The following is a 24,241-nucleotide window of genomic DNA, read 5'->3' as shown; positions in this document are numbered from 1 at the left end:
TCTTAAATCAGCGATCGCCGTCACAATATTATCTGAGAACTACCCATTGCCTCCACTCTCCTCCAAAATCTAAAGATTTATAAAGCTTTTTGGGATCTGCGGGTGTCTTTACCCATTTCCCATGTATAAAACGCATTGCGGTGATGCAAAAAGTTCATAAAAGTAAACATTTTGTAAAAATAGCTACGAATATTTACTGTCGCGCGCTTTACATTAGTTCATAACAAAGGTGCATCGGAATACAGCGATCGAGCCATCGGTAACAACTATAACCATATATAGTTTGGCTGAATTCGAGACAGCGCCTAATCAAGCTCAGGCATACACAAGACCAACCATGCTTAAAAGAAATTAGATCGAGTAACTAAATATACAGTTTTAAATCCACAAGCTCATTAAGGTTAGCAGGAAACACATTTTATGCTCCAAGTCAATATCTCAGGGAATAAACCAGCAGCGAGGGTAAATCGATGACCCAAACAGTAGAACCCAAAGCCAGCTTGAACAAGTTTGAAAAACTCAAAGCCGAAAAAGATGGCTTAGCAGTCAAAGCCGAACTAGACCACTTCGCCCAAATCGGCTGGGAAGCAATGGACGAAATCGATCGCGAGCACCGCCTCAAATGGCTCGGCATATTCTTTCGGCCAGTAACTCCGGGCAAATTCATGATGCGCCTGCGCTTGCCCAACGGCGTCATTACCAGCAATCAAACTAGAACGTTAGGAGACATATTACAACGCTACGGCTCCGACGGCAGCGCTGACATCACCACCAGACAAAACCTACAACTGCGCGGAATTCGGATCGAAGATGTGCCCGATATCTTCCGCCGTCTCAAGGAAGCGGGGATGACCAGCATTCAGTCTGGAATGGACAATGTACGTAACATTACGGGTTCCCCAGTCGCGGGTTTGGATGCCGGCGAACTGATAGATACGTGGGAATTGGCGAACCAAGTCCAAGACATGATTACCAACAGCGGCGAAGGCAACCCAGAGTTTTCCAATCTGCCGAGAAAGTTTAATATTGCGATCGCAGGCTGCCGCGATAACTCAGTCCACGCCGAAATCAACGACATCGCCTTCGTACCCGCTTACTCTGACGGCAACATCGGCTTTAACGTTTTAGTCGGCGGCTTCTTCTCCGCCAAACGCTGCGAAGCTGCAATTCCCCTCAACGTCTGGGCAAGTCCCAGCGACGTTGTAGATTTGTGCAGAGCAATTTTAACTGTGTTTCGCGATCGAGGCCCGAGAGCAAACCGCCAAAAATCGCGCTTGATGTGGTTGATTGACGAACTCGGCATCGAACAATTCCGCGCCGAAGTCGAACAACAAGTAGGTCGCACTTTGCCCCCCGCCGCAGCCAAAGATGAAATCATCTGGGACAAACGCGACCACATCGGCATCTACGCGCAAAAACAATCAGGGCTCAACTATGTAGGGTTGCACGTTCCCGTCGGACGGCTGCAAGCAGCGGATTTGTACGATTTGGCCAGAATCGCTGAGGTTTACGGCAGTGGCGAACTCAGGCTCACCGTCGAAGAAAACGTAATTGTTCCCAACGTTCCCGACTCGCGGCTCGAATCCCTAGTCAAAGAACCGTTGTTACAGCGTTTCTCGATCGACCCCGCACCCCTAACACGCGCCTTGGTTTCCTGCACCGGCTCAAAGTTTTGCAACTTCGCCCTCATCGAAACCAAAGCCCGATCCGTGGCAATGATTCGGGAACTGGAAGCCGAACTCTCCGTTCCCAAACCGGTCAGAATTCACTGGACTGGTTGCCCCAATTCCTGCGCTCAACCCCAGGTAGCCGACATCGGCTTGATGGGTACAAAAGTTCGCAAGAACGGCAAAACCCTCGAAGGTGTGGACATCTACATGGGAGGGACTGTTGGCAAAGACGCTCATTTGGGTACTTGCGTCCAAAAAAGCATTCCTTGCGAAGATTTGAAACCGGTGCTGCATCAACTGTTAATTGATAAGTTTGGGGCTGTTCCCAATCAATCTCAAGGTGATGTCGCTTCCCTGAACCGGCAACTGCAACTGACGGTTGAGAGAGACGAAACAGTTCTGATGGCGAAACCTCAGACATCTACTGTCATTTTCGCTCGATCGGGCAAAGAAGTGGCTTGCAGCGAAGATGAGTTCATTCTCGACGTTGCCGAACGCGCCGGAATCGACCTCGAAAGCAGTTGTCGCTCCGGAACCTGCGGCACTTGCAAGCAGCAACTCCTAGAAGGTAAAACCGTCTACGACAGCCAACCTGACGCAGCCTCCGACTTAGAACCAGGGTTCATCTTAGCTTGCAGCGCGCGGGCGATCGGCAAAGTGTCGATCGACGCCTAACATCACAATGTGAGATTCGAGAGACCCAAAGAATTATCTCATTGCGAACAGAATTATGTCATTGCGAATGATATTCTCTCCTTGCGATCGAAATTATGTCATTGCGAAGGTCGTAAACCAATCTCACATCAGGCATCTCACATTTCGAGTATCTCAAAGTACACCAACAATTCAAGACAAATGAGCAACCTTTCTAGAAGAAAATTCATCATCACCGCCGGAGCAACAGCAGCAGGCACCCTCCTCGCCCACGGTTGCAGTTCCGGTTCCAGCACTACTAGCGGTAGCCCTACCCCCGCAGCCGGTGGCGCCTCACCCACCGCCGCCCCAGCAGTCAACATCAACCCCGCCGACGCCCCCGAAGTTACCACCGCCAAACTCGGATTCATCGCCCTCACCGACTCAGCGCCCTTAATCATCGCCCAAGAAAAAGGGTTATTTGCCAAGTACGGCATGAAAGACGTACAAATCCTCAAACAAGCATCTTGGCCAGTTACTCGCGACAACCTAGAACTCGGTTCCGACAAAGGCGGCATTGACGGAGCCCACATCCTCTCCCCCATGCCTTACCAGATGACCTTAGGCACAATTACCAAAGGCAATCAACCAGTGCCGATGAACATTGTTGCCCGGTTAAATACCAACGGTCAAGCCATCTCCGTAAGCAAAAAATACCTAGATTTAAAAGTAGGTACAGACAGCAAACCACTCAAAGCAGCCCTCGCCAATCAAAAAATTGCTGTTACCTTTCCCGGCGGCACCCACGATTTGTGGATGCGCTATTGGTTAGCAGCCGGTGGCATCGACCCGAATACAGAAGTTTCTGTTATTCCCGTACCGCCACCTCAAATGGTAGCTAACATGAAATCCGGCAGCATGGAAGCATTTTGCGTCGGCGAACCTTGGAATGCCCAGCTAGTTACTCAAAAAGTTGGATACACCGCCTTAGTAACGGGAGAGCTCTGGAAAGATCACCCAGAAAAAGCCTTAACTTTAAGAGCAGATTGGGTTGAGAAAAATCCTAAAGCTACTAAAGCAATTACAATGGCCGTACTGGAAGCCCAGCAGTGGTGCGATAAGCCAGAAAATAAAGATGAGATGTGCCAAATCATCTCTCAAGATAAGTGGTTGAAAGTACCACTTGCAGATATTGCAGGTCGCATGAAAGGACAAATTGACTATGGTACTGGCCGCGTTGAAGCAGCTAGTTTAGTAGCAATGAAATTCTGGGCTGACAATGCTTCCTATCCCTACAAGAGTCACGATGCTTGGTTCATCGCCGAAAATATTCGCTGGGGTTATATGCCGGCAACTACCGACATCAAAGCCACGGTTGATAAAGTTAACCGCGAGGATATTTGGAAAGCAGCAGCGACGGCACTTGGCGTTCCTGCAGCCCAAATTCCTGCAACCACTTCTCGTGGTGTCGAAACATTTTTTGACGGCGTGAAGTTCGATCCGGAAAAACCTGAAGAATATCTGAAGAGTCTGGCTATCAAGAAAGCCTAATTAGTGAACAGTTGACAGTTGGTAGGGGTGGTGTCCCCGTGCCCGCCCTCTTAGTTGACAGTTGACAAATCATAAAAGTTAGTGGCGTTGGGTTTCGCAACTCAACCCACCACAGCCGATAGGGTTCTGAATTCAAAGTATCTACAAATAATCGATTATTCACTGTACTGAAAATAGACAAATGGCAACAAACCTCTCTGTTTCTAAAAGTAAAAATCCAGCAAATTTTGTGCTGGATCTGGTTCAAAAAAACCGCAAAAAAATAATCCGCCCGCTAGTTGCGATTACAGTTCTGCTGGTAGTTTGGCAAATCCTCTGCCACGACCCCACATCCACCTTGCCCGGCCCGATTAAAGCCGTCCAAGAAAGCTGGAATTTGATTATCAATCCGTTCTTCGATAACGGTGGTACTGACAAAGGTTTATTCTGGCAACTGGCTGCTAGCTTGCAGCGGGTGGCGATCGGCTTTACTCTAGCAGCAGTTCTCGGCATTGGTTTAGGGATATTAATCGGTACAAACTCTTTAATGTTCGATGCTTTAGACCCGCTATTTCAAGTATTTAGAACAATCCCGCCCCTGGCTTGGCTACCGATCGCCCTGGCAGTATTTCAACAGTTCAATCCCTTTGAAGGCTTGGGGATGAAAGCTAACGAAGTTTCTGCACTTTTCGTAATCTTGATTACAGCAATCTGGCCGATTCTGATTAACACCACAGTAGGCGTTCAACAAATACCTCAAGATTACAGAAACGTCGCCCGAGTCTTGCGCCTCCCCAACCAAAAATACTTCTGGAAAATCTTGCTACCGTCTTCGGTTCCTTATATCTTCACAGGGTTGAGAATTGGTATCGGTTTGTCTTGGCTGGCGATTGTGGCTGCGGAAATGTTAGTCGGCGGTGTCGGCATCGGCTTCTTCATCTGGGACGCTTATAACAGTTCTCGACTCAGCGCCGTGATTCTGGCAGTGCTTTATGTAGGAATCGTCGGTTTGATTTTAGACAGACTCGTTGGTTTCGTCGCTTCTAAAGTTGTTCCTGAAGAACAAAAATAGAATTGCGTTATTCGTTAGTAGTTATTTGTTATTTGTGAATGGTTGCAGAGAGCGCACAAATAACAAATAACTAGCAACAAATAACAAACAACAAATAATCAGCATCTACTACAAAATACAAATTAACCGGAAAAATCATGTCAGTTCTTATTGAAGTAGACCACGTAGATCGCGTATTTAACTTGCCAAATGGCGAGCAATACATCGCTCTCAAAAATATCGAACTTAAAATCAAAAAGGGAGAATTTATCACCTTAATCGGACACTCTGGTTGTGGTAAATCTACACTATTAAATATCATCGCCGGACTGGACACAGCAAGTCAGGGCGGGATTACTTTAGAAGGGCGGGAAGTCCGCGATCCAGGCCCGGATAGAATGGTGGTATTTCAAAATTACTCGCTGCTACCTTGGCTGACTGTTCGCGAAAATATTGCCCTAGCAGTCGATGAAATTTACAGCGGTAACTCTCAAGCAGACCGGGAGTTGGTAATCGAATACCATATTAAATTGGTGGGACTGGGGGCGGCAGCCAACAAACGTCCCGGCGAAATTTCTGGGGGGATGAAACAAAGAGTTGCGATCGCCCGTGCCCTCGCTATCCGCCCGAAATTGCTGCTGCTAGACGAACCCTTCGGCGCCCTCGATGCTTTAACTCGCGGCGGTTTGCAAGACCAATTGATGAACATTTGCGAAGAAAGCAAAGTCACCAGCGTGATGGTAACTCACGACGTAGATGAGGCTTTGTTGCTGAGCGATCGCATTGTAATGCTCACCAACGGCCCGGAAGCGCAAATCGGACAAATCCTCGAAGTGGACATTCCTCGGCCCCGCAAGCGCATGGAAGTGGTCAACCATCCGAGTTACTACGCGCTGCGAAACGAAATGGTTTACTTCCTCAACCAGCAAAAACGGGTGAAACAGCGCCGGGCCAAACAACAAGCCCCATCCGTGGTGATCGCCCGCAACGGCCTGGAAAAAGTCAACCTCGACATCGGCTTTATTCCCCTCACCGACTGCGCGCCCTTAGTAGTAGCCAAAGAGAAAGGATTCTTCAAAGCCCACGGCTTAGAAGAAGTCACCCTCGTGCGCGAACCTAGCTGGAAAGAAATTGCTAAAGGTATCGGCCAAGGACGGCTGGATGCGGCGCAAATGGTCGCAGGAATGCCGATCGCCATGCTGTTAGGTATGGACGGCGAAGCCCCTGTTCCCGTCAACAGCGCCTTAACCCTGTCCCGCAACGGCAACTCGATTATTTTCGGGAAACACCTTTACGACGAAGGCATTCGGACATTAAAGGATTTCAAAGCTGCGATCGCCAAGACCCCCGACAAGGTACAAACCTTGGCCATGGTACACTCCGCCTCGATGCACAATCTGCTGTTCCGCTACTGGCTGGCTGCCGGTGGCATTGACCCCGATCGGGATGTGGCCTTGACCATGATTCCGCCCCCGCAGATGGTATCGAATTTAAAAGCAGGCAACATCCAGGGCTATTGTGCCGGCGATCCCTGGAACTCCAAAGCAGTCAACGACGGTACGGGTTTTGCCATCGCCCGTTCCCTCGATATTCTGCCCGGACACATCGAAAAAGTTCTCGGCGTTAGCGAAGATTGGGCACAGAAATATCCTAAAACCCACGTCGCCCTCGTCAAAGCGCTTTTGGAAGCCTGCGAATACTGCGACGATCGCCGCAACCGCGAAGAAATCCTAGAATTGATTTGCCAAGAACAATACATCGGTGCCGATCCAAAAGACATCCGTCCGGGTTTCATCGACCCGTACAACTCCGGTACGGAGGCACAACCCGAAATGCTCTACAATTTCAACCAGTTCTATGTTGACAAAACCAATTGTCCAGACCGCCTAGAAATGTTGTGGGTGATGGCGCAGATGGCCCGCTGGGGATTGATTCCGTTCCCGAAAAACTGGGTGGAAGTGGTCGATCGAGTTTTGCGGCCCGATGTGTTCGGTCAAGCAGTGCGCGAGTTGGGTTTGCCAGATATCGCTAGAGCTCGCCGGACGATCGAACTATTTGACGGCACTGTCTTTAATCTAGACGACCCGATCGACTATCTTCAGAACGTCAAAATCAAGCGCGATCTTCGGATTGAAGAAATCTTAATTGAACAAATAGGCAGTCAGTGTTCCATCAGACAGCCAGCATAATCACCAAATAGGAAGAGGGAGTGAAGAGTAAGGAATCAGGAAACAAGACTCCACATTTCCCGCTTCCTAATTACCTCTCTTACTAACCCTTAATCCTAAATTCTCATGTCTAATCCCGCAAACCCCCAACCAAATCCTGAAAATATGCAAACTATCAAAGCGCCCCCGGCAACGAAGATTCAGAGTAAGAAATCAGGCTTTTTGACTATTAAAGATGTATCAAAAGTCTACCCAAACCTGAAAGAACCAGAAAAACCTTTCGTGATTCTCGACGGTGTGAACCTGACGATTAATGAAGGCGAATTTATTTGTTTGATCGGTCACTCTGGCTGTGGCAAATCAACTTTGCTGAACATGATTGCGGGATTTAACGGGCCGACAAGCGGAGAAGTTGCTCTCGAAGGTGCGCGGATTACTGAACCGGGCCCCGATCGCATGGTGGTGTTTCAAAACTACTCCCTGTTACCGTGGCTGACTGCTACTGAAAACATCCACCTCGGTGTTGAAACTGTTTACGGGGATAAGTCCGCAGAGGAACACGACAAGATCGTCAAAGATAACCTGGAATTAGTGGGGCTGACAGAAGCTTGCAACAAAAGACCGGGCCAGTTGTCGGGCGGTATGAAACAGCGGGTGGCGATCGCCCGAGCCCTGGCAACTCGCCCCAAACTCTTGATTTTGGACGAACCCTTCGGAGCACTAGATCCGATTACCAGGGAAGAGTTGCAGGAAGAATTGCTGAAAATCTGGCGCGAGTACAAAATTACGATCGTCATGATTACTCACGATATTGATGAAGCTTTGTTTTTAGCCGATCGCATCGTGATGATGACCAACGGCCCTGCTGCATCAATAGGCGAAGATGTGCACATTCCCTTCAGCCGTCCCCGCAACCGCACGCGGATTATGGAAGATCCGAAATATTACGAACTCCGCAACTTTGCTTTAGAATTCCTGTTCTCTCGCTACGCCCACCACGAAGAGGACACAACGGACTCAGAAATGGCACCCGTCGTCCTGCCATTACCCGCTAGCAAAAAGCCTGGGGCTACTGCTGACAAGCCCATGCCACCGGTATCCTTTGTGCCTCACGCTGCACAACCCGTAGAAGCCTCGCCAATCAAAGGTGCTGTCCTGGCAGTCTCGTGGTTGGTAACAATGGCAACTTTAGCTGCTGTCAATACATCTGCTGTTTCCAGCCAACTCAAGCAAGCTAAGCTAGCAGAAACTACACCGGCACCAACTGCGGCGGCGGTTGTCAGTTCTCCCCCCAGCCCTGCACCGATCGCAGCCAGCCCTGCACCAATTGCTGCTAGCCCTGCACCGATTGCTGCTAGCCCTGCACCAATTGCTGCTAGCCCTGCACCGATTGCTGCTAGCCCTGCACCAATTGCTGCTAGCCCTGCACCGATTGCAGCCAGCCCTGCACCAAGTGCTGCTGCAAGTCCTGCATCCATTGCCAGTCCTGCACCGAGTGCTGCTGCAAGTCCTGCATCCATTGCCAGTCCTGCAACCTCACCCACCAAGGCAGCAAGCAGTGCAGGTTCAGGAATTTCGGACAAAGCTGAACTTGATGCGATCGGAAATCAGTTGTATGCACGAATTGACGAAAATTGGAAGACAACTCCGACATTTACCCAAAGTTTGACCTATCGAGTCAAAGTGAAACAAAACGGAGATATCGTACAGTTCGAGCCAACAAATAAAGCAGCTAAAGATTTCCTCAAAGAAACTCCTCTGCCCGTTTTACAAGCGACCGCCGGTGCCGCAGCAGGCGCTCAAAAAACTGCTGATTTCCAAGTAACTTTTAGCCCCACCAGCGGCGGCGGTGGCGTATTAGAAGTTAAAACCGCGAAATAGGCAACATATTCCCGCACTCAATCTGAGATTGGTACGAACAACTATAGCCTTTCTCAGATAGATGAGGCACGCTTAGGGCAATGGTAATTGGTCAGGGGTAATTGGTAATGAGTAATTAGTGATGGGTTTCTAAGCTTTTAAACCGCAAACTTTTTTATGATTGTCAATTACCTTTTTCCCAATTACCCTTTTTTCGATTGCCGATCGCCCCAACCATCCGCAAATATGCGCGATCGAACTGCTATAACTCAAAAGTATTACCCTAAAAAATTGGTTGAAAGCCCGCCCGCCGGAGTCGGATAAATTAAAATCAGACTATTCATTACTCCAATCCTCGGACTTCTTCCCAAGAGGGCGGGCACCGGCGCACCGTCCCTACAAACTGTCAACTGTTAAACCGCGTGCTGTCTGAGTCCTGCAAACATTCCTCCTATCCTCCATCCCTTGGGATGCAACACTTAGGTATCAATTCATCTTGTTTGAGGGGATTGAGAAGCGGATAAAGTTAGCTATAATCAAGAGCGATCGCGACTTTAACTAAGATAGCGGTTAATTTTAAATCAGGGTATTTTCGGCTTGTGTAAAGCATTTTTGCGATAATTTAGTAATTATTGATACATTATTTGTCGGAGTCCTCAGTTCCGACTATAATGACGAATTACGAATTATCCATGAGCTTTCAAAAATTAGCATCTAAAATCACCAGATGGAAACTATAAAAACTCTTTGCCCTTACTGCGGTGTAGGTTGCGGTCTAGAAGTTGTTCCCGACAAAAAACAAACTTGGAAAGTGCGGGGCGATCGCAATCACCCATCGAGTCAGGGCATGGTTTGTATCAAGGGAGCAACGGTAACAGAGTCCATTCGCAGCGATCGGCTACTTTATCCGATGATGCGAGATTCTCTCGACCAACCGTTCCGCCGCGCTAGCTGGGACGAAGCTCTCGATGCCATTGTTAACCGCATCAAAACAATTCGCAGCACCAGCGGCCCGGACGCTATGTGCGTTTACGGTTCAGGTCAATTCGCTACAGAAGATTATTATGTTGCCCAGAAACTCATGAAAGGTTGTCTGGGCACTAATAATTTTGATGCGAATTCTCGTTTGTGTATGTCTTCAGCGGTTTCGGGATACGTTCAAAGTTTTGGTTCGGACGGGCCGCCTTGCTGTTACGACGATTTAGAATTAACAGATTGCGCTTTTATTATCGGCAGCAATACAGCGGAATGCCATCCAATTGTATTCAATCGATTAGTAAAGTACCACAAAAAGCATCCCGATGTCAAGATGGTTGTGGTAGATCCGAGGCGGACTCCGACTGCTGAAGCAGCAGATTTGCACTTAGCAATTAAACCGGGTACGGATATAGATTTGCTCAATGGAATTGCATATTTGCTGTTGCGGAGGCAAGCAATAGATCCTGAGTTTATTCAAGAATGCACGGCAAATTTTTCAGCTTTTGCTGAAGTTGTCAGCAGCTACACGCCGGAGTTTGTAGCCTCGCGCTGCGGCATTACTGTCAGCGAGTTAGAAACTGCTGCCAACTATTGGGAACAGTCACAACGGGTTTTGTCTCTGTGGTCGATGGGAATTAACCAGTCCTCCGAAGGCACGGCAAAGGTGCGATCGCTAATTAATTTGCACTTGATGACTGGTCAAATCGGCAAACCGGGATCTGGCCCGTTTTCCCTCACAGGCCAGCCAAACGCGATGGGAGGCCGGGAAGCTGGAGGACTTTCTCACTTACTTCCAGGCTACCGCTTTGTCAAAAATGACGAACACAGAACCCAAGTCGAGGAGTTTTGGGGAATCGCACCCGGAACCATTTCGCCGAATCCAGGCCGCAATGCTTGGGAGATGATTACCGGCTTAGAAACGGGTGATGTTGAGTTGCTGTGGATTGCCGCAACTAATCCAGTGGTGAGTATGCCGGATTTGGAACGGACAAAAGCTGCTTTGTTGCGATCGCCCTTGACGATTTATCAAGAAGCCTACTATCCCACCGAAACCTCAGCCTACGCCCACATCCTGCTGCCGGCAACCCAGTGGAGCGAAAAAACCGGAGTGATGACGAATTCCGAACGCCGCGTGACGTTTTGTCCCGGTTTCGATCCGCCATCCGGCGAAGCGCGCGACGACTGGAAGATTTTTGCAGAAGTCGGCCGCCGGTTGGGTTTTGCCGAACACTTTGCTTTCGACAGCAGCGCCGATATATACAAAGAATACGTGCAGTTGACACGCGATCGTCCCTGCGACGTAACAGGCCTCAGCCATGAATATTTGCGCCTTCAAGGCCCCCAACAGTGGCCCTGTCCCGAAAATCAGCCTCCCCATCCAGCGACTGAAGCTAAACGGCTGTATACTGACAGGCGTTTTCACACTCCTGACGGGCGGGCGAGATTTTCGGCCTATCACTCCCGGGGACTAGCAGAACCACCAGATCCCGACTATCCGTTTGTGTTGACAACGGGAAGACTTTACGGACACTGGCATACGATGACGCGCACGGGGAGAACAGAGAAAATTAATAAATTGCACCCAGATCCGTTTTTGGAAATTCACCCGCGCGATGCTGCTAAATTGCAGATTAAGGAGGGGGATTTGCTAGAAGTTCGATCGCGCCGCGGTAAGGCTCAGTTTCCCGCAAAAGTCACCAAGGCGATCGCCCCTGGTACGCTATTTGTACCGATGCACTGGGGTTCTCTGTGGGCAGAAAGTGCTGAAGCCAATGCCATGACTCATGCTGCAAGTTGTCCAGATTCCAAACAGCCCGAGTTAAAAGCTTGTGCGGTGCAGTTAGTGCTGATTGGGGCAGAAGTGGCCGCAGAAGTTGGGGAGTTTAATTGGGCAAAATCCACCGTCACGGTCAATTCTTGAGTTGCCGTCCAACTTTACCTTGGTTTCTTGCCACAGACTCAAATAAAATTCTAGTTTTATTGTCAATAAACCCAGTTTCTTAGCTATGGCTGAGGCACAATCGCAGGGTACTCTACAGCAATCAAGACCTTTGTCAGTCGATTTTCTATTTTTCGATTTTCCATTTTTCGATTTACTCCACAGATGCAATCTGGGAGTTGGAACTTTGGCGTTGGCCGTTCGCTTGTCGAAGGGTCTCAAATTTTGGGATCTCCACGACTTAAGTCCGAGGCTTGTACCTGTTTTTGGGAAAGGTTATCGAGTAATTTTGAGTTATTACCAGAAAGAATTGGTTGAAAGCCCCAAGTCTTTGAGGGAGAAATTAAAATCAGACTATTCATTACTCCAATCCTCGGACTTCCAGGTAGAGGTCGCTATCAAACTGTCAAGCGGTCAACAGTCAACTGTCAACTGTTGAAGCACCCGACAAGCTGCGTTCTCCCGCAGAGTTCGCGAATCAAGAAAATTAAATTTATTTTTTCTAGTTTTTCCTGCTTTATTCGGGGTTTTTCCTGATTCCTTGTTCCTGATTCCTGATTCCTGATTCCTGATTCCTGATTTTTTGTCGATCGAGCGGATCGGAAAAATTGCAGTTTGCACCTATAGGTGCTATGCTATTTTTATAAGGCTTTATTTTCGGCAGTACAGTTCGTTCGATCGGCGTTCCTCCGGATTTAAATCTCTACAACCTCGATTCTGGAGAATGTTCAATGTCAATCTATGTCGGCAATTTATCCTACGAAGTAACGCAGGAGCACCTCAACCAAACTTTTGGAGAGTACGGCACAGTAAAGCGCGTTCAATTGCCTGCTGACCGCGAAACAGGTCGGATGCGCGGTTTCGCTTTCGTAGAAATGTCTACTGAAGCAGAAGAAGCAGCAGCCATTGAGGCTCTTGACGGTGCTGAGTGGATGGGTCGCGACCTCAAAGTCAACAAGGCAAAACCCCGCGAAGAGCGCGGTTCTTCCAACAGCGGCAACTGGGGCAACAACGACCGCTCTTCTCGCCGCTACTAAAACACCCAAGCTAAATTTTTAGCTTGACCGTGTGTTCGACAGGGCGAAAATGCAGTCAACAATCCTTATCTGTTGAGAATAAGTAGTTGATTGTGCGATCGTACCGCGTCTGAAAGTCCTCAAACTCTTGATAAGCTAGAGTTTGAGGTTTTTTTATTGGTAAAATTTCTGAATCGGGAAATGGACTGCGTGCGATCGATTTCGGAGCTGACCCGAAAACCTGTAAAATAATGACCGACAGAAAAAATAACCTTCCTCAGACTCCGGTTTTCCGAGGGAAACAAGCAATCACAGAGTTTCGGGATTGCCAAGTGTACCGAAGAATGACAGAATGATCGACGATCGCTAAATCACGGGTATGCTGAAAAAACTATTTAGGCAAATTGTTAAGTCAGGCAGTGATGAAGATTTTCTGCACTTTACAGAAAATGTAGAAGTCATAATATCTAAAATTCTCTCACTGGCGATGATTTTGGTAATTATTGTCAGCGTTTGCGATTTGATGCTTTTTTTAGCAAAAGAATTGTTTAACGACCACGAGACTTTTTTATTAAAAGATACGTTGTTTGTCATATTCGGGTTGTTTTTAAATGTTTTAATTGCCCTGGAAATCTTGGAAAATATTACAGCTTATCTGAAAAAGCACGTAATTCAAGTAGAGCTAGTTATTGTAACTTCTTTGATAGCAGTATCTCGAAAAATTATCATTCTTGACCTAGAAAAAAAAACAGCAGCCGACTTAATTGGTTTAGCGGCAGCAATTTTTGCGCTTTCCATCAGTTACTTAATCGTGCGGTTGGCCAATAAAGGAAAAGATTAACACTGGGAATGGGGCATGGTTCGTAGTGCGGACTTCAGTCCGCTTTCTCGCTGCGGACTGAAGTCCGCACTACGAACCTTATCATTCGTAATTGGGGATTGTTAATAACTAATAGTAACTCTGGCTTGGCTTTAATAAAAATTGGCTGTATTTTCTAGAAAAATGGGCGGTTGAAACCTCCGTCTTATCTAGATGTCTTCCAGCAAACCAGCAGGAGGCACAATTTCAATTCTGCCTTTTTCCAAATCAACAATTGGCACAATCTCTTGCACAAACGGAATCAAAATTTTGGTTGACTTAGGTTCTTTAACGCGGATTTTCCGTGGTTTGCGGGTATTTCTGGGATCGGCGTTTGCTGTGGGAGTTTCCGGGCGTTTTGGCTTAGATACTTCTGGGGGGACAACTTCCGGCGCTGTGAGATTAGTTTCTACCTCTAAAAGGTCGTTACCTGCGGGGATAATATCGCTTACCTTGCCTAAGATTTCGCCAGTTAACTGGTTAAACACTTCCATGCCGATCAAATCTTGGACGTAAAACTCATCAGGTTCGAGGTAAGGTCGATCGCCCTTTTCGATTAACAACTTACATCCCCGTAGTGCTTCAGCGCCATCGCGGTCTTCTACACCCTCCACCTCTACAGCATACAACCCTTTGCCCGGAATGTAACGACCCCCCAAAAATTCGATCGGTTCCGGTTCAGTTTTCTTAGGGCGCAAAAGCCACCGCCTCCCCGGTTCAATAAACCTTTCCGGGAAATCCGAATCGGGATAGACTCGCACTTCCCCGTATAAACCTTGAGCTGCTACAATTGTACCGATTTCTATCCACTCACTCATAAATTTTATCACTCAAATTGCTAATAATTAGTCAGTTGACATTGGGCAAACAGGGCATTGGCCAAACAGGGCATTGGGCAAACAGGGCATTGGCCAAACAGGGCATTGGCCAAACAGGGCATTTTTCTTACATCGAGCCTCAAACATCAATGAGTTAAATCCCTTGCCGAAGTTCTTTATATCCGTTACATCTGAGATATTGCACCATTCTCAACTAGCATTTCAGGGATGGGCATCCTGCCCGTCCCACAAGAAAATTCATCTTTTGTGGAACAGGCATCTTGCCTGTTCTTGAGAATGGTGCTAGATGTGAGTTAGATCCGTTATTAAATCAGTTACCAGAAAGAATTGGTTGAAAGTCGGAACCCTTTGAGGAAGAAATTAAAATCAGACTATTTATTACTCCAATACTCGAACTTAAGGCTAGAGGTCACTCTCAAACTGTCAACTGTCAACTGTCAACTGTCAACTGTCAACTGTCAACTGTTTACACCAACCCACTTCTCAGTGCGACAACCGCTGCTTGCACGCGATCGTCCACAGCCAACTTATTCATAATACCGCGAACATGAGTTTTAATAGTATTTGGACTCAAATAAAGTGCCGCCGCTATCTCCGGATTGCTGTTACCTTCCACCATTAACTTTAACACCTCTAATTCCCGCTGTGACAATTGGCCAAAAGTAGTTGTAGAGGCTGGTGTAGGCGGTTTGAGGTGATCGATGACAGTCCGAGCAATTTGAGGATCGAGGTAAGTAGCCCCCTCTGCTGCCGCTGCAATCGCTGCTAACAGCCTGTCTACGGAAGCACCTTTAATACAATAAGCATCAGCACCGCTAGAAAGGGCAGCAATAATTTCAGTTTCAGCGGTATGAGAAGTTAACATTACCACTCTAACTTCCGGCAGTTGTGCTTTAATTTGCTGCGTCGCTGCTATGCCATCCAGTCGTGGCAAACCGATATCCATTACAATAATATCTGGTTTCAGCTTCAGTGCGGCTGCTACGCCTAAATATCCATCTTCTGCTTGTCCTACTATTTCTATTTCTGGGGAATCGGCTAAAACTTGCTCTAATCCCAGTTGCATCATCGGATCGTCTTCAACAATTAGAATTTTCATAGGAAGAGTTGACAGTTGACAGTTGACAGTTGACAGTTGACAGTTGGTAGAAGGAAGAAAGAAAGAAAGAAAAACAATTCGTGCATCCCTGACTAATGACTACTGTGGGCGAGAACGTAAGCTCGCACTAATGATTAAGGTTCGGGAGCAGAGACTAATGACTAATAACGTTCGCGAGCGGGGACAGCACTAATAACGTTCGCGAGCGGGGACAGCACTAATGACTAATGACTAATGACTAACTTTTAAAACTTCTACAAATTCGCCAGGGCAAATCCAGGTTTCCGATGCGGGCAAAACTGCTAAACCAGTCGTATTTGCGAGGTTAATTAAATTTGCTGAATTTTGGCTGCCGCTTGCAGGTTCAAATTCCCAGAATCCGGCAACTAAATGTAGTTTACCCCAAACATAAGTTTCGCGCTTGCCTGGCGATCGCAATTCAACATCACATCGAGCCCGCACAAACTCCGGGCCCCAAGCATCCGCGCCCAGCCCAGACATCTTTCGCAAAGCAGGCACAACAAACCGCCAACAGCATACTAAAGCCGAAACTGGATTTCCCGGCAAACCAAAATAGAGACAATCCGAACTCGCAATCGGCAAATCGGATTTTTCTTCATCTCGTTTAAATACAGCGACAGTCAAAGGTTTACCCGGCTTAATCGCCACAGAACTAATGTGAACTTTGCCTTGCAACTGGGCCAATATTTGCTCAATATAATCGTAATCTCCTACAGAAACACCGCCCGTAGAAAGCACCACATCTGCTATCGAAATAGCCTGAGCGATTGCATCCTTTAGCGCATCTTTACTGTCAGGAATAATCCCCAATCGAATCGGTTCAAATCCCATTTGAGTCAACAACACTGTCAAAGCATACTGATTTGAATCTACCAGTTTACCGTAAGTCAAAGTTTGGTCTGGCGATACCAATTCGTCACCCGTAGAAAAAATAGCCACCCGCAAACGCCGATAAACAGGAACTTGAATGCACTGTGCAGTTGCTAATACCGCCATTTCTGGGGCGTTGATAACCGTACCCGGAGTTAGTAAAGTTGTTCCTGCTTGATAAAAAGCACCTTTGTGTCTGACAAATGCTTGCGGCTTTTCAGGAGAAACTAAGATGAAAATGCGATCGCCCTCACGCCTCGTTTCTTCCTGCATAACGACTGTATCAGCACCATCCGGCATCATCGCGCCCGTAAAAATTCGGGATGCTTGGCCCGATTGTAGCGTAGTTTGAGGCGGATATCCGGCTGGAATCTCCTCGACTACTTCCAGTACCGCAGGTTTTTCGGCACTGCAATTTTCCACATCAGCAAACCGCACGGCATAGCCATCCATTGCCGAATTGTCCCAATAAGGAAAATCGAGGGAACCGGTGACGGGTGCAGCCAAAATGCGCCCCGATGCTGCCAACAAGTCTACAATTTCTACATCCCGCTGACTGTCGAGGGATTGCGCCAAATTTAGAACGATAGATTCTGCTTCTTTTACGGACAGCATCAGTGTCACCCAGTTTAACAAGACTTTTATTAGTTTAGCAAATCAGCAGCTATAGTGGAAATGTATTTTTTGATTCGTCTGCGGTAAACCGTCCTTTTGTCGTGCTTCGCTTATGACTATTTTTCGCTCAGCTTTGCGACTCAATTGTTTGTCTCTATTGCTGGTGGGATTTCTGGTTGTCTTGACTCAACTTTCAGGCTTGCAAGTCAGCGATTTATTCTTTCACCCTTTTTTCTCCCCCAATCCCAATGTCGCCTTATTAACTCGCACATTTCAAGTATTATCTGTTGTGCCAGTTATTGTTTGTAGCTTTAGCTATGGATTGGCTAAAACTATGCAACTACGTCCTACGGAAACTCGATTTATTCTGTTCTCTGCTTTGTTGACAGGCGCTTTTCTGCTCAATGAAATTTACAGAATTCATCTATATATTAGCGCCTTGGGAATTCCTAAGTTAGGAGTGAGTTTGTTGTACGCTATATTTGTGTTCTCCTACGGATGGTTTTTTCGGCGAGAATTACAGTCTACTCCCTACAAAATCTTGTTGGCTGGATTGGGATTGTTGTTTTTTGCGATCGGTATGGACGCGCTGAGGTTAGAAGACAAAATATTAGCTAGTTTGTTAGAAGGGGTTCCCAAGTTATTGAGCGAAATCAACATTACATTTTATTATTGGTATATCTGCAAATCTGTTCTGGCAAAAAGTTTTCATAACAAGATGAACGCGTCATTATAACTTTGTGATAGAATGCTAGCAGTATCTCCAAAAATCTTCCGGCTTCAAAAATAGCATTCTCCGGTTTGCGATTTACACAACCTGCATCGCCCGGCCTTTATCTGCGGTTAAAATAGTCCAAGTGCAGCCTCTAAAATACCATGCTAGCAGTTACCATCAACTTTAATGCGATCGCCCAAATTATATCGCTTCCTGTTGGATCGGAATGATTTAACCGCAGAGGGCGCAGAGAACACAGAGAGAGATAAGAGAGATGATTGCACAATCTGCATCGCTCGCCACTCACCTGCGGTTACAATAGTCCAAGTGCAGCCTCTAAAATATCATGCTAGCAGTTACTATCAACTTTAATGCGATCGCCCAAATCACTGACGACCAATTTTATCAACTGTGTCGCCAAAACCCCGAGGTCAAATTTGAACGCAACGCCACAGGAGAAATAACCGTCATGTCACCCACAGGAGGAGAAACCGGAAATTACAATTTTGAAATAGCTACTGATTTTGGAATTTGGAACAGACGAACTAAACTAGGAGTTTGTTTCGATTCTTCAACTTGCTTCAAACTCCCCAGCGGTGCCAATCGTTCCCCCGATGTTTCTTGGATTAAACAAGAAAGATGGGATGCACTCACTCCCGAAGAAAAACAAAAGTTTCCTCCGATTGCCCCAGATTTTGTCTTAGAGTTAATGTCGCCGACAGACAGTTTAAAAGATGCTCAAGATAAAATGCAAGAATACATGGACAACCAAGTAAGACTCGGCTGGTTAATCAACCGCAAAACGCGCCGAGTTGAAATCTACCGCCAAGGACAAGAAAAAGAAATTTTGGAATGTCCCGCAGAACTTTCGGGAGAAGATATTTTACCCGGTTTCGTGCTAAACTTGCAAACAATATGGATGTAAATATAGGATTCCTAAATGATTGATGAAGATTTGTAGGGGTAGTGCCCCCGTGCCTACCCCTTATCTATCCGGGCAACCACGGTCTTTAAGAACCCCATACAAAAATTATGAACATGATGCGAGGACTTATATAGACATTTTCCATTTATCAGCGTTGATTTGCGTTCATCTGCGGTTAAAATAAAAAAATATCATGGAAACCAATACAGAAACAACTACGACGACGGGCTTATTAAAGAAAGAGGGCTAAAGCCCAACAACGTACCTTATCTTTGTGAGAACTGCTATAACTAGACATTCTGCATTTATCAGTGTTCATCTGCGGTTAAAATAAAAAAATATCATGGAAACCAATACAGAAACAACTACAACGACGGGCTTAACAGCCGAACAACACAAACAAAAAATGCAGCGCCGACAAGAAGTTCAGGCGCAGCGAATTGCTAATGCGGCTGAAGATAAAGGTTTGATAATTGTGAATACGGGTAACGGTAAAGGCAAAACTACGGCTGCTTTAGGCATGGTTTTGCGATCGCTCGGTCACGGCTACCGCGTCGCCATAGTACAATTTATTAAAGGAGCTTGGGAACCGGCAGAGAAAGCCGTTTTTGAACTCTGGGAAAATCAGCTAGAATTTCATGCCATGGGTGAAGGCTTTACCTGGGATACGCAGGATCGCGATCGAGATATTGCTACTGCTCAAAAAGCCTGGGATAAAGCTGTAACTTTTATCTGCAATCCTGAGTTTAGGTTGGTCTTGCTAGATGAAGTCAATATAGCATTAAAGTTGGGTTATTTGCAAGTCGAACAAGTGCTCGCAGCTTTAGAACAAAAACCCAAAGACTCTCATGTAATTCTCACCGGCAGAGGCGCGCCACCCGAATTAATTGAACGCGCCGACTTGGTGACGGAAATGACTTTGGTTAAGCATCCATTTCGAGAACAAGGTATTAAAGCTCAAGCTGGTATTGAGTATTAGACTTGAATTGCAAAAATCGGAAAACACTCTGAAATTATCTGCGTTAGTCTGTGTTTATCTGTCTGACATCTGCGGTTTCTGGAGCGCTCGAAGACTTATGCAAATCTTGTCTATTAATCTTATACCATTTATCTAAAATTGTGCAACACTCTTCGACCCCCCCTAACCCCCCCTTGCTAAGGGGGGGGACAAGAATACTGTTATTTCCTTGAAAATTGGTATTAATTGCTAAATCTTCAATTTTTTCAAGAATTGCAAATCTTGCCACGCTTGAATGACGTTGCCTTGCATTAAAGCGGCTAAACCGTTTAAAATTCTAATTTCCGGTAGGTTGGGATTGAGGGCGAGGGCGGGTTTTAAAGCTGTTTCGGCGGCTTTTGGGTGCCAGCCGTAAATCTGGACGAAGGCGAGATAAGCGTAAGCATAGGGGTTTTGAGAGTCGAGTTGCGTAACTTTTTCTAAAGCCGCGATCGCACTTTCGACATTCTGCTGCAATACTCTAGAAAATGCCAAAGCATAGGCGAATTCTAGATTGTTTGGTTCCTGCTTCAGCCGATATGCTAAGGCTTGTTCCGCTTGCACGGTATAATCTTGAGTTGGATCGTACTGATTGATGCGTCCAATCTGCTCGAATACTGGTTCCAAACCGGGCAATCCTTTGGGTAAATTAACCGCCATCGCCCGCAATTGAGTTACCAAATCTAACTCGGGCGTATCTTCATTTTCTGGGACTTGCTCGACGATTTTCAACTTTTTCCGATCTTTGTTGTCCGTGCGAGTCTGGGAAGCAATAACCTCGGGCTGAGCGTCGATTTTAAGCGTTACCTGCGGCACGTTGATGGGATAAGTTTCCCCGGTTTGGCGATTGAGATACGTTGCTTGCAGATTGTAGCTTCCCGGTGCAATATTAGCAGGAGTTAGCATCGCCGTGCGATCGACTACTCGAAACCCCACAGCAAATTGATCGGCTTCGAGCATTCCCGGATGCAAAGTTGCCTGCCCGATCGCGCGATCGTGTAAAATCCTCACAGTCTGTCCCGATCGAATATCACCAGACTGCTGATTTTGCCACGTTAACAAGACTAAACCAGACTGCAACTGCTGCCAAGGCCCAGACCAAATATAAGTCACCGGCAACGCCACACCGGGAACCGGTTTTGCCAAAACAGTTACTTGCTCTAATTGTACTTGCGATCGCGCTTCCGGCAACGGCTGTACTTCCACCGGGTGCAACTGCTTGCGGTAAAGATTCAAATTAGTATTGTCAGGCAAAACCCAACTTTTTTGCAAGTTAAACTTACCGCCAGTTTCAATCGCCGCCACCGCTGCATTTTGAGCTTTTTTAATCCGTTCCCGAATCGAACCTTGCGGGCCTGTTTTGGTAACAAACCAAGAAAGCGATCGCACATCTTGCGGCACTTCTTTTAAATTGGTTCCCACCTGTCGCCCGTAAACCTGAAAATTCGCCAAAGCACCGTAATAATTCAAATTGTGCTGGTTAATTTCCGGTGTGGAAGGCAACACGCCCAAAGTCGATTGCAAATAAGGTTCGGTATCAATAATTTCGGCAATTACTTCTTGGTGCGGCCACTCTTTCCCTAAGTAAGGATAGCTAGAATTGCCAGGACTAACAATTTGAACGGAGTTATGTCCCAAACCACCTCCCAGCGGCCAGATATGGAACAGCATCGCTAGAATTCCTAAGCCAATTGTTCCCCAACGAATTTGCTTTCCCCAACGCTGCGGCCACAGGGTTAAACAGTAGGCTAAAAATATTGCTAGTATTGGTAAATAAGGTATCACATATCGGTCATCTTTGTTGATATTTAGGGAATTAATTAAATAAGCTCCTATCCAAAATACCGCCAGCCACCGACAGGAATCAAGGTACAAGATTGACTGACTGTCCGCTCGATTTCGCCAATAATAGAGTATAAATCCGACTAAGGGAATCAGTAACAGAGGCCAGGAAACGTGTTCTGGTAAGTGCTGAATATAGTAAATCCAAGCACCGATCGTATTCAAGCCCGGATCTCCTTCGGCGATCGCAGAATCGAACGTTGCCCGTTTTCCCCCGGTCAAAATTAACAGCCAATTGGTTTTTGCCCACGGGCCAAACACGGCAGCAGACAGCAACAAAGCACCAGCTAATTGAGCTAATCTTCCCCAAGCTTTTTGCCGCACTGCACCAACTGCTAACCACAGAATCGGTGCAAACAAAAATAATACTGTAGTGTGTTTAACTAATATTGATAAGCCGAGAGAAATTCCAAAAGCGATCGCCCAAAAGAAAGATAATCGATTCAGGTAAAATGCTTTACGATTTTCCTGATTTTTTCTCTCCGTTATATACACTACAAAATCCGCTGCCACATTTTCTTGTTGTTTCCACATTGTCAGACAATAGAAACAAAAAGTAATCGCAGCAGTTAGGGGAAAATCTAGTAAAAATTGCAAGCGGAAGCGATAAAGTCCCGGTAACAAAACACAAATAGCAGCAGCCCACAAACCAACTTGCCTGTTAAATAATTTGGTGCCCAAATTGTAGACTGAGGCGAGCAGAATAGCACTAAATAATAAATGAACGAGGGTTGCCCGATCGCCCCCAGTACCAAAAATATGCAGAAACGGCACCGTTAAGATGTACACCAAGGGCGGAATCTTCGTCGAAAGCAGCCAGAAACTTGTCCACCAGTCGCCGGAAAACCACTGAGGATGCTGCAACGCCTGTAAGTAATTCAGCGTGCTAGTGAGGTATTCTGCTTGATCCCAGGCGGGTACAGATCGATCGCAGGCAAACCAGAGGCGATCGCTAATTGCTGCCAGCAGCCAAATTATCCCCAAGAGTGGCAGACTGTTGCCCCCGCTGTCCCGATGTTGCTGTGCCATTGCGATTTTTGGATTTTAGGCGTGCAGCTTTTAGCTTACAGGTGGGCGGTTCCGGGCGCTCTAAAAATTATTTTGAAAAAGTGCTTGCTAAATTCCGTATGTGTCTGCTAAGGTAGTTAAGCGCGAAAAAACAAGCCGAGATAGCTCAGTTGGTAGAGCAGTGGACTGAAAATCCACGTGTCCGGAGTTCAAATCTCCGTCTTGGCATCGCAAAGCCCTCACAAAGTTGAGGGCTTTTTATTTGGGGAAAATACGGGCTGTGCAGTCAATTATTTTTGAGTCAGATAGTTACAGGTTTTCTAGGCAAATATTACACTTGCCTCGGACAACCATTTTGTAAGGTGTGACCCTTACTGGACGTACTACTACGCCCTGTATTCCCTCAGCAAAAGCGTTGGGAAATGCTTTTTTGACAATGTTAGCGCTGCCATTCACATCCGCATTGATCAGTCTGCCGTCACCAGCACGAAACAAACCTCGCTTAATTCGTTTACCTTTGTACTCTGAATGCTTGACACAAGGTTCATTATCTAAAAAAGAACACTTTGAAGTGTAACTTTCTTCAATAACTTTCACAACTATTCCTACTAACTGCGCTTTGTAAGTTAGCATTTCAATAAACCTTGCATGAGGTATTGCTGTGAAATTCTGATTGTTCCGCTTTCCGAGATTTATTCCCTGTTTCCAATTATCGTTTTTACCAATCACCAGTGTCCCGATTCGGTTAGCTGCCAGATGATTGATGATGAATCGACTTGCGTTGTGCAGGTAATTATCTACTTTTACATTACGCTTGTGAGTTAAATGATTGATCTTGATTGATGTTTGTCTCTCCCCCTTCAAGTATGACTGCAATACTGATTTATTTTTGTGATAGTAGGCATTGATTGATTTGAGAGGTTTGCCATTTATTATTAGCGGAACCAACCCTTTTTGATTGGATGTAATTGTCGCTAAGTTATTTAAGCCAATATCAATACCTGCTATCCCTTCAACACCTGATAATGAGCCAGTTACATCCTTGGGTTCGTAAACTACCTCTATCGAGTAATGGTAAGTTTTTGGGACGATTCTGACTTGATTTACTTGGCTAACTTTAGTCGTCAGAAATATCTGGGTCAAAGAGAGATTGATGATTCCTTTTTTGAGCCATTCTTTACTGATGGCTTGAGCGGTGTAAGTCAGGACATTTCTGCCTAATGTTTTGTGTTTGTATCTGGGTATTTTGGGTCGGGCTTTGAATTTATCTGGATGTAGGTTATATTCCTTGGTAGCTGCAAAAAATGATTTCCAGCTTTCATGCAATCTCAATAATACTTGCTGAGATACTTTGGCTGGTAATGCTAGATAGTCAGTCTTTCCCTGACATATTTTCTGTATTTTGTAATAATCTAGGTATTCTCCCGAGCTGATAAATTTTTGTCGGATTAGGTAGTTAGCGTAGTTGAAAAGATTCTTAGAAAGAAAGCACAAATTATCTAGCTGCTTGTATAGCCAGTGGTTTCGATCGATAATGTGCTTGGAAACGAGCTGCATTGTTTAGCCGTGATTTTTGACTATACTATACTATACATGGCTATTAATG

Annotated in this window: 17 protein-coding genes, 1 tRNA gene and 1 pseudogene; 13 read left to right on the top strand and 6 right to left on the bottom strand. The window is 46.3% G+C overall.

What is annotated here, in order from left to right; genetic code table 11:
• Positions 1–470 precede the first annotated feature (470 nt).
• The 7 genes and pseudogenes from QZ938_RS05860 to QZ938_RS05835 form a co-directional block, all read left to right on the top strand.
• Positions 471–1,997 (top strand): annotated as a pseudogene (locus QZ938_RS05860) (ferredoxin--nitrite reductase); the annotation flags it as partial.
• A gap of 75 nt (positions 1,998–2,072) precedes the next feature.
• A complete protein-coding gene (locus QZ938_RS32990; RefSeq protein ID WP_363318769.1) occupies positions 2,073–2,345 on the top strand; it encodes a 2Fe-2S iron-sulfur cluster binding domain-containing protein in 273 nt (90 codons plus the stop codon).
• Positions 2,346–2,525: 180 nt separating this feature from the next.
• Positions 2,526–3,854 carry a CmpA/NrtA family ABC transporter substrate-binding protein gene (locus QZ938_RS05855; RefSeq protein WP_293347391.1) on the top strand — a complete coding sequence of 443 codons (1,329 nt, stop codon included), beginning with the start codon at positions 2,526–2,528 and terminating at the stop codon, positions 3,852–3,854.
• Positions 3,855–4,035: 181 nt separating this feature from the next.
• On the top strand, positions 4,036–4,905 hold the full coding sequence (gene ntrB, locus QZ938_RS05850) for a nitrate ABC transporter permease (RefSeq protein WP_293148170.1): 870 nt from the start codon (positions 4,036–4,038) through the stop codon (positions 4,903–4,905).
• Positions 4,906–5,042: 137 nt separating this feature from the next.
• Positions 5,043–7,073: a nitrate ABC transporter ATP-binding protein gene (locus tag QZ938_RS05845; RefSeq protein ID WP_293148172.1), complete on the top strand. Its 2,031-nt coding sequence runs from the start codon at positions 5,043–5,045 to the stop codon at positions 7,071–7,073.
• 105 nt (positions 7,074–7,178) lie between these two features.
• Positions 7,179–8,933, top strand: a complete 1,755-nt coding sequence (locus tag QZ938_RS05840; RefSeq protein ID WP_293347394.1) for a nitrate ABC transporter ATP-binding protein — start codon at positions 7,179–7,181, stop codon at positions 8,931–8,933.
• Positions 8,934–9,639: 706 nt separating this feature from the next.
• Positions 9,640–11,811, top strand: coding sequence for a molybdopterin oxidoreductase family protein (locus QZ938_RS05835; RefSeq protein ID WP_293347397.1), 2,172 nt, complete (start codon positions 9,640–9,642; stop codon positions 11,809–11,811).
• A gap of 236 nt (positions 11,812–12,047) precedes the next feature.
• Here QZ938_RS05835 and QZ938_RS05830 read toward each other — a convergent pair whose 3' ends face one another.
• A complete protein-coding gene (locus QZ938_RS05830) occupies positions 12,048–12,191 on the bottom strand; it encodes a hypothetical protein (protein WP_293148180.1) in 144 nt (47 codons plus the stop codon).
• 369 nt (positions 12,192–12,560) lie between these two features.
• Between QZ938_RS05830 and QZ938_RS05825 the strand changes: the two genes are divergently transcribed.
• Together QZ938_RS05825 and QZ938_RS05820 are read left to right on the top strand one after the other, a co-directional pair.
• Complete coding sequence (locus tag QZ938_RS05825; RefSeq protein WP_293148182.1) at positions 12,561–12,866, top strand: RNA-binding protein; 306 nt, start codon at positions 12,561–12,563, stop codon at positions 12,864–12,866.
• A 358-nt stretch (positions 12,867–13,224) separates the two neighbouring features.
• Positions 13,225–13,686, top strand: coding sequence for a phosphate-starvation-inducible PsiE family protein (locus QZ938_RS05820; protein ID WP_293148184.1), 462 nt, complete (start codon positions 13,225–13,227; stop codon positions 13,684–13,686).
• Between the two features lie 188 nt (positions 13,687–13,874).
• Here the strand turns inward: QZ938_RS05820 and rimM are convergent, their stop codons facing one another.
• The 3 genes from rimM to glp all read right to left on the bottom strand — a co-directional run bounded on the left by rimM (position 13,875) and on the right by glp (position 17,148).
• Positions 13,875–14,522 carry a ribosome maturation factor RimM gene (rimM, locus tag QZ938_RS05815; RefSeq protein ID WP_293347400.1) on the bottom strand — a complete coding sequence of 216 codons (648 nt, stop codon included), beginning with the start codon at positions 14,520–14,522 and terminating at the stop codon, positions 13,875–13,877.
• 487 nt (positions 14,523–15,009) lie between these two features.
• Complete coding sequence (locus QZ938_RS05810) at positions 15,010–15,642, bottom strand: response regulator transcription factor (RefSeq protein ID WP_293148190.1); 633 nt, start codon at positions 15,640–15,642, stop codon at positions 15,010–15,012.
• Between the two features lie 231 nt (positions 15,643–15,873).
• The gene (gene glp / locus QZ938_RS05805; protein ID WP_293347403.1) at positions 15,874–17,148 is read right to left on the bottom strand and encodes a gephyrin-like molybdotransferase Glp; all 1,275 of its coding nucleotides are present in this window, start codon (positions 17,146–17,148) and stop codon (positions 15,874–15,876) included.
• Between the two features lie 112 nt (positions 17,149–17,260).
• On the opposite strand from glp, the gene QZ938_RS05800 reads away from it, so the two are divergent.
• The 3 genes from QZ938_RS05800 (at position 17,261) to cobO (ending at position 19,767) form a co-directional block, all read left to right on the top strand.
• On the top strand, positions 17,261–17,884 hold the full coding sequence (locus tag QZ938_RS05800; protein WP_293347406.1) for a hypothetical protein: 624 nt from the start codon (positions 17,261–17,263) through the stop codon (positions 17,882–17,884).
• A 325-nt stretch (positions 17,885–18,209) separates the two neighbouring features.
• Positions 18,210–18,788: a Uma2 family endonuclease gene (locus QZ938_RS05795; RefSeq protein WP_293148196.1), complete on the top strand. Its 579-nt coding sequence runs from the start codon at positions 18,210–18,212 to the stop codon at positions 18,786–18,788.
• A gap of 343 nt (positions 18,789–19,131) precedes the next feature.
• On the top strand, positions 19,132–19,767 hold the full coding sequence (gene cobO, locus QZ938_RS05790; RefSeq protein ID WP_293148198.1) for a cob(I)yrinic acid a,c-diamide adenosyltransferase: 636 nt from the start codon (positions 19,132–19,134) through the stop codon (positions 19,765–19,767).
• 228 nt (positions 19,768–19,995) lie between these two features.
• On the opposite strand, the gene QZ938_RS05785 is transcribed toward cobO, so the two are convergent.
• Positions 19,996–22,656: a glycosyltransferase family 39 protein gene (locus QZ938_RS05785; protein WP_293347409.1), complete on the bottom strand. Its 2,661-nt coding sequence runs from the start codon at positions 22,654–22,656 to the stop codon at positions 19,996–19,998.
• Between the two features lie 134 nt (positions 22,657–22,790).
• Here QZ938_RS05785 and QZ938_RS05780 point away from each other — a divergent pair.
• A tRNA-Phe gene (locus QZ938_RS05780) sits at positions 22,791–22,863 on the top strand.
• Between the two features lie 81 nt (positions 22,864–22,944).
• Here QZ938_RS05780 and QZ938_RS05775 read toward each other — a convergent pair.
• A complete protein-coding gene (locus QZ938_RS05775) occupies positions 22,945–24,192 on the bottom strand; it encodes a transposase (RefSeq protein ID WP_293347412.1) in 1,248 nt (415 codons plus the stop codon).
• Between the last annotated feature and the right edge of the window lie 49 nt (positions 24,193–24,241).

This window comes from Microcoleus sp. CAWBG27, assembly GCF_020883145.1.
GTDB lineage: Bacteria > Cyanobacteriota > Cyanobacteriia > Cyanobacteriales > Microcoleaceae > Microcoleus.
This window is presented reverse-complemented; position numbering and strand designations above follow the sequence as displayed.